The organism is Duganella sp. HH101, from assembly GCF_001758795.1.
GTDB lineage: Bacteria > Pseudomonadota > Gammaproteobacteria > Burkholderiales > Burkholderiaceae_D > Rugamonas > Rugamonas rivuli.
Genome location: NZ_LRON01000026.1, coordinates 16,952 through 29,157 on the forward strand (window position 1 = coordinate 16,952; position 12,206 = coordinate 29,157).

Consider the following 12,206-nt stretch of genomic DNA (forward strand, 5'->3'; position numbering starts at 1 on the left):
CCGCGATTTTACTGCACGCCGACTCAACTCAGGTAGGCGACAAAGCTGCGGGCCAGGTCCCCGGCCAACGCCTCATCCGGCTCCGGTATCACGTTATGCCACAAGGACATCGGCTCCAGCGCGATCGCTTCGATCGATGTGATGGCCTGCAGCACCGCGAATCGCAGCGCGCGCTCGGGCGAGGCGTGGCGGATCTGCCCGCGATGCACCAGCAGGCACTGCACGGACAGCTGGACATTCTCTTCCATGATGGCGCGGGCGGCGGCAACGAACGCGGTGTCGGTGTCGGCGTCGATAAACCGCGCCAGCGCGCGCAGCAGGCGCGGGTGCTGGCGGTACTGCAAAAACATCAGCCGTATCAGCGCGTCGGCGCTTGCGCGCAAGGTGGGATGCTGCAGCATCGCCGGCAGCTGGCTCTTGTTCGCCTCGTTACTGCGCTCCAGCAGGTGCAGGAAGGCCGCCCGCATCAACGCATCCTTGTTGACGAAGCGGCGATAGACGCTGGCCGGCGCGACCTCGGCCAGCGCGGCGATGCGCGGGATCACCGTACCCTCCAGCCCGTGCTCGGCCAGCGAGCGGATGGTGGCGTTCAACAGACGCTCCAGCGTGGCCTGGCTGCGCTTTTGCTGGGGCGCGGCGACGATTTTGTTTGGGCTCATGCACGGCATGATAGACAATTCCGTCGAAATATGCGAATGTAAACACACATTCACTTTTTGGGATCAATATGAACAGCCGGTTCAAGCATGTCTGGGTGGGTTCGACCATTTCGCAGCTGGGCGATGTCGGCTTCATGCTGGCCCTGCCCTGGCTGGTGCTGCGGATGACCGGCTCCAGCCTGGCGCTCGGTTCCGTCATGATGGCGCTGGCGATTCCGCGCGCGCTGCTGATGCTGCTGGGCGGCGCCGTCAGCGACCGCTTCCCCGCGCGCACGGTGCTGGCCGTGGCCTACACGGCGCAGGCGCTGTGCGTGGCGCTGATCGCCCTGCTGCTGCAGCGGCAGGCGCTGAACCTGCAGCTGCTGTATCTGATCGCCTTCTGCTTCGGCGTGGCCGACGCCTTCACCTCGCCGGCCCTGCGCGTGCTGCTGCCGGAACTGCTGCCGACGGAGCAACTGCAACGCGCCAACGCGCTGCTGCAATCGAGCATGCAGATCTGCGTGCTGGCCGGATCGGCCGTGGGCGGCCTGCTGATCGCCCATTACGGATTGCTGTTCGTCTTCATCGCCGACGCGGCCAGCTATGCCTACATCGTCATCGTGCTGCTGTGCATGGCCGCCCGCCCGCGCACGGCGACGCCCGGCGCCGAGGCCGGCGGCATCATGCCGGCCATCGCCGCCGGCCTGCGCTACGTCTGGCGCGATGCCGGACTGCGCGCCGTGCTGATCAGCTTCGCCAGCATCAATTTCTGTGCGACCGGCGCGACGCAGATCGGCCTGGTGGTGCTGGCCGGCCAGCGGCACGGTTCTTCTGGACTGGGGCTGCTGATGGCGTGCGCCGGCGCCGGCTCGCTGCTCGGCCTGGCGCTGGCCGCCAAATGGCGCTCGCCATTGACGGTGCATCGCAGCGCGGCGGCCGCGTCGTTTGCGCTCAGCCTGCTGCTGGCCGGACTGGCCTTGCCACTGCCGCTGTGGTGGGTGGGCCTGGACGCCGCCCTGCTCGGCGCGGTGGCCGGCTACGTCAACATCCAGGTGCTGAGCTGGCTGCAAGGCAGCGTGCGCAGCGATATGCTGGGTCGGACCATGAGCGTGCTGGCGCTGGCGTCGGTCGGCATCACGCCGCTGTCGCTGGCGGCGGCCGGCCTGATGGCGCAGATCGGCACCGGCGCCCTGTTCCTCGGCGCCGGCACGCTGTTGCTGCTGAGCTCCGCCGCGCTCTGGCGCCACGCGGCGCCCGCGCCGTTGGCTGAGCAGGCGTAAAAAAAGGGAGCCGAGGCTCCCTTTTGTTTTACATGATGTGGTGTCCGACCCAGAACGCCAGCGCGGCGACAAACGCCGAAGCCGGTATCGTGAAGACCCAGGCCCAGACGATGTTGCCCGCCACGCCCCAGCGCACGGCCGACATCTTCTGCGACGAACCCACGCCGACGATGGCGCCGGTGATGGTGTGCGTGGTCGAGACCGGCACGCCGAAGTGCGAAGCGATCAGCAAGGTCATGGCGCCGCCGGTTTCGGCGCAGAAGCCGCCCACCGGTTTGAGCTTGGTGATCTTCTGGCCCATGGTCTTGACGATGCGCCAGCCGCCGAACAGGGTGCCGAACGAGATCGCGCCGTAGCACGAGATCACCACCCACAGCGGCGGCGCCGACGCGTCCACCGGCACCTGGCCGACGGCGATCAGCAGCATCCAGATGATGCCGATGGTTTTTTGCGCATCATTGCCGCCGTGGCCCAGGCTGTACGAAGCGGCCGACACCAGTTGCAGGCGGCGGAACCACTTGTCGACCCGGCGCGGCGTCGAGCGCACGAACAGCCAGGACACGATCAGCATGATGATGGAGCCGAACACAAAGCCCATCAGCGGCGAAATGATGATCCACTTGACGGTCTTCAGCAGGCCGTCGCCCATCAGGGCGCTGGTGCCGGACTTGGCCACCGCGGCGCCGACCAGGCCGCCGATCAGCGCGTGCGAGGACGACGAAGGAATGCCGTAGTACCAGGTGAACAGGTTCCACACGATGGCGCCGACCAGCGCGCCGAAGATCACGTATTGATCGACGACGCCGGCATCGATGGTGCCCTTGCCCACCGTGGACGCCACGTGCAGGCCGACCACGAAGATGGCGATGAAGTTGAACAGCGCGGCCATGGCGACGGCCGTCTGCGGCTTGAGCACGCCGGTCGAGACGACGGTGGCGATCGCATTGGCGGCGTCGTGGAAGCCGTTCATGAAGTCGAACACCAGCGCCAGGCCGATCAGCAGGACCAGCACGTAGATGCTGATTTGTAGGGTATGCATATTGGACGATTCTTTTTGTAGTTATGCGTTTTCGACGATGATGCCTTCGATGATGTTGGCCACATCTTCGCAACGGTCGGTCACGGTTTCCAGGATTTCGTAGATGGCTTTCATCTTGATCAGGTTGCGCACGTCCGGTTCGTCGCGGAACAGCTTGGACATGGCGGCGCGCATCACGTGGTCGGCGTCCGATTCCAGGCGGTCGATCTCTTCGCAGATGGCGACGATCTGGCGCGAGTTGTCCATATTGTGCAGCAGGGCCACGGCTTGCTGGACCTTCTCGGTGCAGGCCAGCACCAGTTCGGCCAGGCGCTTGGCTTCCGGCGTCACCGAGTGCAGGTCGTACAGCGACACGGTCTGGCCGGCGTCTTCCAGCAGGTCGAGGATGTCATCCATGCGGGTGATCAGCTTGTGGATGTCGTCGCGGTCGATCGGCGTGATGAAGGTCTTGTGCAGCAGGTCGACGGTGGCGTAGGTGATCTTGTCGGCTTGCTTCTCGATCGATTCGATGGCGTGCACGCGGTTTTCCAGATCGTCGAAATTGGACATCAGGCCCAGCATCTCTTTTGCACCTTTGACGCACAGGTCGGCGTGCTGGTTAAACAGGTCAAAAAATTTGCCCTCGGTGGGCATCAAACGTCCAAACATTTTATTCTCCGTAAATGTGTACTGCAGATCGCCGCCCCCGGGTACGGGACGGCGTAAAGATTAGTCGCCTTGGTACAGCGCCAGATTACCGGCGTAGTTGCCAAACTTCGTGTATTGGCCGATCCAGGTCAGGCGCACCGAGCCGATCGGGCCGTTACGCTGCTTACCGATGATGATCTCGGCCGTTCCCTTATCGGGCGAGTCCGGATTGTAGACCTCGTCGCGATACAAGAAGATGATGACGTCCGCGTCCTGCTCGATAGCGCCGGATTCGCGCAAGTCGGACATGACGGGACGTTTATTGGGGCGTTGCTCCAGAGAGCGGTTCAGCTGCGACAGCGCGATCACCGGGCACTGCAACTCTTTGGCCAGGCCCTTGAGCGAGCGCGAGATTTCCGAGATCTCCGAGGCGCGGTTGTCGCCCTGGGTCGAGCCTGTCATCAGCTGCAAGTAGTCGACCACGATCAGGCCCAGCTTGCCGCATTGGCGCGACAGGCGGCGCGCGCGGGCGCGCATTTCGATCGGGTTCAGCGCCGGGGTCTCGTCGATATAGACCTGGGCGTCGTTCATTTTCTGGATGGCGTGCGTCAGGCGCGGCCAATCCTCGTCGTTCAGCTTACCGGTACGCAGGCGGTGCTGGTCCAGCTGGCCGACCGAGCCCAGCATACGCATGGCCAGCTGCACGCCGCCCATCTCCATCGAGAACACGGCGACCGGCAGGCCCTCTTCGACCGCGACGTTCTCGGCGATGTTCATCGAGAACGCGGTCTTGCCCATCGACGGACGGCCGGCGACGACCACCATGTCGCCCGGCTGCAGGCCGGAAGTCATGCGGTCGAGGTCGATCCAGCCGGTCGGCACGCCGGTGATCTCGGACTGGCTTTCGCGCGAGTACAGCTCGTCGATGCGCTCGACCACCTGGGTCAGCAGCGGCTGCACCGGTATCCAGCCGGCGGCGCCGCGGGCGCCCTGCTCGGCGATGGCGAAGATCTTCGATTCCGCCTCGTCCAGCATCTGCTTGACTTCCTTGCCCTGCGGGCTGAAGGCCTGGCCGGAGATTTCGTCGGCGACCGTGATCAGCTGGCGCAGGATGGAACGATCGCGGACGATCTCGGCATAGCGGCGGATGTTGGCGGCCGATGGCGTGTTTTGCGCCATCGCGTTCAGGTAGGTCAGGCCGCCCACGTCCTCCGCCTTGCCCAGCTGGGACAGGGTTTCAAACACGGTGATGACGTCGGCCGGACGCGAACCGTTGATCATCTTGACGATCTGCTCGAAGATGATGCGGTGGTCGTAGCGGTAGAAGTCCTCGGGGTTCATCATGTCCGCAATGCGGTCGAACGCCGCATTATCGCGCAGCAGGCCGCCGATGACGGACTGTTCTGCTTCGATGGAATGCGGCGGGACGCGGAGTGAATCTACTTGCGGATCGGAGGGGGCGTTCATGGCGCGAATTATACCTGCTTGCTTGAGCCGTATTACAAATTTATGACGAGAAAAAAGCCGGGCAAGCCCGGCTTTTTCAATGTGTTGCTATACCGACCAGACGTTGCCGTCCGGTCTGATATTAGGCGGCTTCGCCTACGACAGCAACGGTCACTTCCACCACCACGTCGGTGTGCAGAGCAACGCTGACTGGGTGCTCGCCAACGGTCTTCAGAGGACCGGTAGGCATGCGCACAGCAGCTTTTTCAACAGCGAAACCAGCTTTGGTCAGGGCTTCAGCGATGTCGAAGTTGGTGACGGAGCCGAACAGACGGCCGTCAACACCAGCTTTTTGCGAAACGTTCACGGTCATGCCGTTCAGTTTCTCGCCTTGGGCTTGGGCAGCGGCCAGCTTTTCAGCAGCAGCTTTTTCCAGTTCAGCGCGCTTGACTTCGAATTCAGCAACGGCGGACGCGGTAGCGCGGCGGGCCATTTTTTGCGGAATCAGGAAGTTACGTGCGTAACCGTCTTTAACTTTAACGACTTCACCCAGGTTGCCCAGGTTGACGACTTTTTCTAACAGAATGATTTGCATAGTTCTTCTCCAGGATCTTATCTAGACGACGCGATTAAGCGTGGTGCAGATCGGTGTAAGGCAGCAGCGCGAGGTAGCGAGCGCGCTTGATTGCGGTGTCAACTTGGCGCTGGTAGTGCGCTTTGGTACCGGTCAGACGTGCTGGCATGATTTTGCCGTTTTCCTGGACGAAGTCTTTCAGGGTGTCGACGTCTTTGTAGTCAACCTGTTCAACGTTTGCTGCGGTGAAGCGGCAGAACTTCTTACGCTTGAACAGTGGATTTTGTTGCTTGCGCTTTTCTTTCAGCTTGAGCTTGTTTTTGTCGAACTTTTTACCGAATGCCATTTTAGGCTCCTGTATCTAAATTGAGCTGTCTGGGACAGCACTAAAATCAATGATGTGAAACACCAGGCTTTTGCTATTGCGATTCTTCTTGTTCAGGAACCCGGTGAACTGATACATGCCGGCCAGTGGCGCCTGACTGAAGCGGCCTGAAATCTCGCCCGCGGCAACCGCGGAAATTTCAAACTCGCTCAATCGGGCAATGCCTGCCTCCATCTGCTGCGACCGGTGCTGGAGTACAGCATTGACGATCGGCATGCCGGCCGGGGTGTAGCGCAAGGCGTCCCGTTCGGCGATGAGGGCAATAAACTGGAGCTGGTTCAGCTCGGTTCCTGACAACAATTAGGCCGCAGGAGCAGCAGCAACTGCTGGAGCTTCGGTGCGATGCGATTTCGCTGCATCTTCACGTTGTACCGACTTCATCATCGGCGAAGGAGCGGTTTCCGCTTTCTTCATCTTGACGGTCAGGTGACGCAGCACGGCATCATTGAATTTGAAGGCGGTTTCCAGCTCGACCAGGGTCTCGTTGTCGCATTCGATGTTCATGCAGATGTAGTGTGCTTTAGCCAGTTTCTGGATCGAGTAAGCCATCTGACGACGACCCCAATCTTCAACACGGTGCACGGCGCCGCCGCGGGTAGTAACCGAGGTCTTGTAACGCTCGATCATGGCGGGCACTTGCTCGCTCTGGTCCGGGTGGACGATAAATACTATTTCATAGTGACGCATACAAACTCCCTTAAGGACTGTGAATATAGCCCACCCTGGCGTCAAGACAGGTGTGGGAAGAGGTAAGCCCGCGACTATATCAGCTTTTCCGGCAAAAAACAATCCGGGGTCAAGTCTGACATTTGGACACGACCTCGACCGTAGTGCGTCGCTACGGTCGAGGTCGTGTCCAAATGTCAGACTTGACCCCACCATGAATTTATTTCGCGCAAAGCAACAAATTCCCTTGCATTTCGCTTCACACTGTACAAAAATACAGACTGTCTATATACACAGGCCCAAAGCACTCTATGATCAAGCTCACCGCAAGACAGGAACAAATTCTCAATCTGATCAAGGATGCCATCGAGAACACCGGCTTCCCGCCGACCCGCGCCGAGATCGCCAACGAACTGGGCTTCAAATCCGCCAACGCGGCCGAGGAGCATCTGCAGGCGCTGGCGCGCAAGGGCGCGATCGAGATCGCCGCCGGCACCTCGCGCGGCATCCGCCTGCTGGGCGTGCACGCCGAACCGGCCACGCCGAAAGTACCGGTGTCGCTGATGATGTCGCTGCCGCTGATCGGCCGCGTGGCCGCCGGCTCGCCCATCCTGGCGCAGGAAAACCTGGAAACCAGCTACAGCGTCGACCCGGCCATGTTCTCCTCCCGCCCGGACTACCTGCTCAAGGTGCGCGGCGAGTCGATGCGCGACGCCGGCATCATGGACGGCGACCTGCTGGCCGTGAAGAAAGTGGACAGCGCCAAGAATGGCCAGATCGTCGTGGCCCGCATCGGCAACGACGTCACGGTCAAGCGCTACAGGAAGACCGGCTCCACCGTGGAGCTGCTGCCGGAAAACCCGGACTTCAAGATCATCAAGGTCGATCCTGAAGCGGACGAGTTCGCGCTGGAAGGCCTGGCGGTCGGCCTGATGCGCAGCTGGCACTAAGCCTTACATAGCCATAGGCTTCGGCACGATAAGCGGGAAGGCGCTGTTCAGCGCCCGCCTGGCGATATCGTCCGAGCCCATGTGCGAATTCGACATCAGCACCACGCCCCGCTGCGTGCCGGTGTCGAAGCCGATATACGTACGGTAGCCGCCCGTGCCGCCGTTATGCCAGACGATGTGCGAACCGTGCTGCTCCAGCACATGCCACCCCAGCGCCACCGACGCGCCCTCCCTGCCCTCGATCGCATGACGCGGCCGATGCGCCGCCTGCATCGCGCCGTATAGCGGCGTCTTCAGCAATCCCATATTGGCCCCGACAAACTTCAGCATGTCCGCCGTCGACGAGCGCAGCGCGCCCATGCCCGCCAGCACCGGCATGTCCCAGTTGACCGCGACCACGCCCGGCATGCCGTAGCCGATGGCCAGATGCCGGCGCATGGCGGGCGTCAGCGCGACGGCCGTGCTGCTCATGCCCAGCGCGCCGGTGATGCGCTGGCGCACCAGGGCTTCGTAATCGACGCCGGCGCGCAGCGCCAGCGCATGGCCCAACAGGCCGACGCCGGCATTCGAATATTCGTAACGTTCGCCCGCCGCGCGCGCAGGCGTAAAGCCGTGCACAAATTCGTACAGCTGCGGCGCCGTGTAATCGGCGAAGGGATTGTCGTCATCCTTGGGCGCCAGGTTGGAAGGAATGCTTGGGATGCCGGACACCTGCGACGACAGGTCCGCCAGCGTGATCTGCCTTCCGCCGAAAGCCGGCGGCGCCGCTGCAGCCGGCAGGTAGCGCGCCACCGGATCGGCCAGGTTCACTTCGCCGCGCAGAGCCATGTCGCTCAGGATCGTGGCGGTGAACACCTTGGTGATGGAGCCGATCTCGTAGACCGAATCCGCATCGACAGGCGCCCCGCCCTCGCTCAGGCTGCCGTAGGCCAGCACATGGCTACCCTTGGCGTCGATGATGCCGATCACCATGCCGGTGCCGGCGTGGTCGACATCGACGCGGGTTTTCATCATGGCGAGCAACTCGGCGTCGCTGGCCGGGGCCGCTTGCGCGGCGGCGGCCAGCAGCGCGCCGCCAAGCAGGGCGAGCATGTGCTTCAGGGGGAATGGGGTAGTCATGCCGCGCAGACTAGCAAACTTCCAGCGGCGACGGACAGACAATATTGCGTCAATTCCTGCCAAACGGCGGCTGCTCAGCGCTTGCCGGCCGTTACCGGCAGGTGCGGCAGCTCGCGCGCGCTCAAGGCGATGTCGCCGCGCCGGCCTTCCCACGCGGCCTCCGCCACCGTGACCGCGTCGGCCTGACGCTTGGCGTCGTCGGCCACCTGGACGAACACCTGGCTCATCAGCGTTTGCGCGGCGCTCATCTCATCGTCGGTCATCAGGTCGGCCAGATCGGCGGGGATGCTCTTGCCGACCGGTAGCGCAGCGTTGTAGTTGGCAAGGAACCTGTCGTAGCAGGCGCGCCACGCGGCCAGCGTCTGCGCCACCGCTGCGCGGCCGGCCGTGGCCGGGCGCATCGGAATGTAGGGCGGCTGGCATTCGAAGCGGGCCAGGGCAATATCGGCGCCGTCGTAGTGGCTGGTGTAGTACTCGATCTCGGCTTGCCGGGCCAGGCGGCGCGTCGGCTCTTCGGCAAGGGCGTTACTCGACAGCACGGTCAAAGCCAGAACCCATGCTGCTCTCATGACGCCTCCCCCGTGCTTAGTAAAATTGAAAGCTTAGATTATCACAACCGGCGACAGGGATCAGCAAGCTTCCAGCGCGCAGGTGAAATCATCCAACAGATCGTCGGTATCCTCGATGCCCACCGACACCCGTATCAGCGATTCGGCGATGCCCATCGAAGCGCGACGCTCGGCGCCCATCTCGAAGAAGATGGTGTGCGCCACCGGGATGATCAGCGTGCGCGTATCGCCCAGGTTGGAGGCCGGGATCGCCAGCTTCAGGCGGTTCAGGAAATCGAAGCAATCGATGCCGTCCTTCAGCTCAAAGCTCAGCAGCGAGCCGAAGCTGCGGAACAGTTCGCTGGAGATCGCGTGCTGCGGGTGCGAGGCCAGGCCAGGGTAGTAGACGGCCGCCACGCGCTCGTCCGATTCCAGCAACCTGGCCAGCGCCAGCGCATTGGCGCTGGTGCGTTCCATGCGCAGCGCCAGCGTCTCGGCGCCGACGGCGATGTGGTGGGCCGCTTCCGGCGCCAGCGAGGAACCGAAGTCGCGCAAGCCCTTGGCGCGGATCTGCGCCAGGCCCCATTGCAGCGGCGCGGCTTTCTTGTAGTTCTCGTAGATGTTGGGGAAGCGGGTCCAGTCGTAGGCGCCGGTATCGGTCAGGCTGCCGCCCAGCGCGTTGCCGTGGCCGCCGATCGACTTGGTCAGCGCGTTGACCACCAGCCCGGCGCCGACCGACTTCGGACGGAACAGGTAAGGCGTGGTCATGGTGTTGTCGACGATGTAGAGGATGCCGCGTTGCTGGCACAGCTCGCCGATGCGCTTCAAATCCGCCACTTGCGTGCGCGGGTTGGCAATGGTTTCGACGAACACCACGCGGGTCTGCTCGGTGATGGCGGCGGCGACGTTGGCGACATCGGTGGCGTCGACAAACGACACGCCCACGCCCTGCGCCATGGTGGTCTGCCACAGGCTGTTGGTGTTACCGAACAAGAACGACGACGACACCACGTGATCGCCCGCGCGCAGCAGCGACTGGAACACGGCGCCGATCGCGCCCATGCCGGTGGCGAAGCAGATCGTGCCGACGCCCTGCTCCATCTTGTTGACCTTGTCTTCCAGCGCGGAGATGGTCGGATTGCCCTGGCGGCCGTAGCGGAAGCCCGGCTCCTTGCCCTGGAATACCGAGGCCAGCTGGCGCGCGTCGGCGTAGCCGAAGGCGACCGAGGTGTGGATGGGCTTGTGCAGCGAACCGTGCTCGATGCCCTTCTGGCGATCGTTGTGCAGGATGGTGGTGGTGAAGCCGTAGTTTTTCTTGTCGTTCATATTCAAGCAGTCAAAAAAAAAGCCCGGTGCGGAGTGATCCGCACCGGGCGCGACATCAGCCTTCGGCGGTCGCGAGATTCAGATTCAGTTGCGAGCGGCCCGCATCTTCGGGGCCGGCGGCCTTCGGATGGTGGCGCGCGTATTCCAGCTTGTCCAGGTAGTCCTTGGAGATGTCGCCGGTGACGTAGACGCCGTCGAAGCACGAAGCCTCGAAGTTCTTCAGCGCCGGATTGACGTCGGAGATGGCGCGCTTCAACGCGTCGATGTCCTGGTACACCAGGTGATCGGCGGTGATCTCGCGGCAGACTTCCTCGGTGCTGCGGCCGTAGGCGATCAGCTCGTCGCGGGTAGGCATGTCGATGCCGTACACGTTGGGGAAGATCACCGGCGGCGCCGCCGAAGCGAAGATCACCTTCTTGGCGCCGGCTTCGCGCGCCATCTGCACGATCTCGCGGCTGGTGGTGCCGCGCACGATGGAGTCATCCACCAGCAGCACGACCTTGTCCTTGAACTCGGAAGCGATGGCGTTCAGCTTCTGGCGCACCGACTTCTTGCGCGCAGCCTGGCCCGGCATGATGAAGGTACGGCCGATGTAGCGGTTCTTGATGAAGCCTTCGCGGTATTCCACGTTCAGCGCCAGCGCCAGCTGGATCGCGGCGGGACGCGACGAATCCGGAATCGGCATGACGACGTCGATCTCGCCATCCTTGAATTCGCGCTTGATCTTCTCGGCCAGGTACTCGCCCATTTTCAGGCGGGTGGCGTAGACGGAAGCGCCGTCGATGACGGAATCCGGACGCGCCAGGTAGACGAACTCAAACACGCAAGGGTTCAGCGACGGATTGTCCGCGCACTGGCGCGAGTGCAGCTGCTTGTCGGCGTCGATGAAGACGGCCTCGCCCGGCGCGATGTCGCGCACGAAGCGGAAGCCCATGCCTTCCAGCGCCACGGACTCGGAAGCGATCAGGTACTCGGCGCCCTGCTCGGTTTCATTGATGCCCAGGCACAGCGGACGGATGCCGAACGGATCGCGGAAGGCCAGCAGGCCGACGCCGGCGATCTGCGCCACGGCGGCGTAGCCGCCGCGCACGCGGCGATGCAGCACGGTCACGGCTTCGAAGATGGTGTCGGCGTCGATCGAGATGCCGGTGGTGGCTTTCTGGATCTCGTGGGCCAGCACGTTCAGCAACACTTCCGAATCGGAATCGGTGTTGATGTGGCGGCGGTCGTTCTGGAACATTTCTTTCTTGAGCTGTTCCCAGTTGGTCAGGTTGCCGTTGTGCGCCAGCGTGATGCCGAACGGCGCGTTGACGTAGAACGGCTGCGCCTCTTCCTCGCTCGACGAGCCGGCGGTTGGATAGCGGCAGTGACCGATGCCGGAATTGCCTTGCAGCGTACGCATGTTACGGGTACGGAAAACGTCACGAACGAGGCCGTTGGCCTTGTGCATGGCGAACATGCTGCTGTGATTGGTCGCGATACCTGCCGCATCCTGGCCGCGGTGCTGCAGCAGCAGCAATGCGTCATACAGCAGTTGATTGACAGGTTGATGGGATACGACGCCGACGATGCCACACATGATGTTGCTCCTGGACTTGGTGCTACAGA

The 12,206-nt window shown here is 62.9% G+C and carries 14 protein-coding genes; 2 read left to right on the plus strand and 12 right to left on the minus strand.

Annotation, left to right across the window (positions count from 1 at the left end; translation table 11 throughout):
* Window positions 1–23: 23 nt before the first annotated feature.
* Window positions 24–659: a TetR/AcrR family transcriptional regulator gene (locus DUGA2_RS28005; protein ID WP_070272674.1), complete on the minus strand. Its 636-nt coding sequence runs from the start codon at window positions 657–659 to the stop codon at window positions 24–26.
* 68 nt (window positions 660–727) lie between these two features.
* Here DUGA2_RS28005 and DUGA2_RS28010 point away from each other — a divergent pair, with 68 nt between their 5' ends.
* Window positions 728–1,918, plus strand: a complete 1,191-nt coding sequence (locus DUGA2_RS28010) for an MFS transporter (RefSeq protein WP_070272675.1) — start codon at window positions 728–730, stop codon at window positions 1,916–1,918.
* A gap of 28 nt (window positions 1,919–1,946) precedes the next feature.
* On the opposite strand, the gene DUGA2_RS28015 is transcribed toward DUGA2_RS28010, so the two are convergent.
* The 7 genes from DUGA2_RS28015 to rpsF form a co-directional block, all read right to left on the minus strand.
* Window positions 1,947–2,957 (minus strand): inorganic phosphate transporter, encoded by a 1,011-nt coding sequence (locus tag DUGA2_RS28015; protein ID WP_008450933.1) that lies wholly within the window; start codon window positions 2,955–2,957, stop codon window positions 1,947–1,949.
* A 21-nt stretch (window positions 2,958–2,978) separates the two neighbouring features.
* Window positions 2,979–3,605: a DUF47 domain-containing protein gene (locus DUGA2_RS28020; RefSeq protein WP_070272676.1), complete on the minus strand. Its 627-nt coding sequence runs from the start codon at window positions 3,603–3,605 to the stop codon at window positions 2,979–2,981.
* 60 nt (window positions 3,606–3,665) lie between these two features.
* Window positions 3,666–5,051, minus strand: coding sequence for a replicative DNA helicase (locus DUGA2_RS28025; protein WP_008450937.1), 1,386 nt, complete (start codon window positions 5,049–5,051; stop codon window positions 3,666–3,668).
* A 121-nt stretch (window positions 5,052–5,172) separates the two neighbouring features.
* Window positions 5,173–5,625: a 50S ribosomal protein L9 gene (rplI, locus tag DUGA2_RS32960; RefSeq protein ID WP_008450939.1), complete on the minus strand. Its 453-nt coding sequence runs from the start codon at window positions 5,623–5,625 to the stop codon at window positions 5,173–5,175.
* A 34-nt stretch (window positions 5,626–5,659) separates the two neighbouring features.
* Window positions 5,660–5,950 carry a 30S ribosomal protein S18 gene (gene rpsR / locus DUGA2_RS28035; protein WP_008450941.1) on the minus strand — a complete coding sequence of 97 codons (291 nt, stop codon included), beginning with the start codon at window positions 5,948–5,950 and terminating at the stop codon, window positions 5,660–5,662.
* A 15-nt stretch (window positions 5,951–5,965) separates the two neighbouring features.
* Window positions 5,966–6,271 carry a primosomal replication protein N gene (priB, locus tag DUGA2_RS28040; protein WP_043482237.1) on the minus strand — a complete coding sequence of 102 codons (306 nt, stop codon included), beginning with the start codon at window positions 6,269–6,271 and terminating at the stop codon, window positions 5,966–5,968.
* Between the two features lie 18 nt (window positions 6,272–6,289).
* A complete protein-coding gene (rpsF, locus tag DUGA2_RS28045; protein WP_070272678.1) occupies window positions 6,290–6,676 on the minus strand; it encodes a 30S ribosomal protein S6 in 387 nt (128 codons plus the stop codon).
* Between the two features lie 290 nt (window positions 6,677–6,966).
* On the opposite strand from rpsF, the gene lexA reads away from it, so the two are divergent.
* Window positions 6,967–7,605 carry a transcriptional repressor LexA gene (lexA, locus tag DUGA2_RS28050; protein ID WP_008450946.1) on the plus strand — a complete coding sequence of 213 codons (639 nt, stop codon included), beginning with the start codon at window positions 6,967–6,969 and terminating at the stop codon, window positions 7,603–7,605.
* Between the two features lie 3 nt (window positions 7,606–7,608).
* Here the strand turns inward: lexA and DUGA2_RS28055 are convergent, their stop codons facing one another.
* The 4 genes from DUGA2_RS28055 to purF all read right to left on the minus strand — a co-directional run bounded on the left by DUGA2_RS28055 (window position 7,609) and on the right by purF (window position 12,177).
* Entirely contained in the window at window positions 7,609–8,724 is a 1,116-nt protein-coding gene (locus DUGA2_RS28055; protein WP_083296512.1) for a serine hydrolase, read from the minus strand.
* A gap of 74 nt (window positions 8,725–8,798) precedes the next feature.
* Complete coding sequence (locus DUGA2_RS28060) at window positions 8,799–9,293, minus strand: hypothetical protein (RefSeq protein ID WP_070272680.1); 495 nt, start codon at window positions 9,291–9,293, stop codon at window positions 8,799–8,801.
* 60 nt (window positions 9,294–9,353) lie between these two features.
* The gene (locus DUGA2_RS28065; protein ID WP_070272681.1) at window positions 9,354–10,598 is read right to left on the minus strand and encodes a cystathionine gamma-synthase family protein; all 1,245 of its coding nucleotides are present in this window, start codon (window positions 10,596–10,598) and stop codon (window positions 9,354–9,356) included.
* A 55-nt stretch (window positions 10,599–10,653) separates the two neighbouring features.
* The gene (gene purF / locus DUGA2_RS28070) at window positions 10,654–12,177 is read right to left on the minus strand and encodes an amidophosphoribosyltransferase (RefSeq protein ID WP_070272682.1); all 1,524 of its coding nucleotides are present in this window, start codon (window positions 12,175–12,177) and stop codon (window positions 10,654–10,656) included.
* Window positions 12,178–12,206 lie beyond the last annotated feature (29 nt).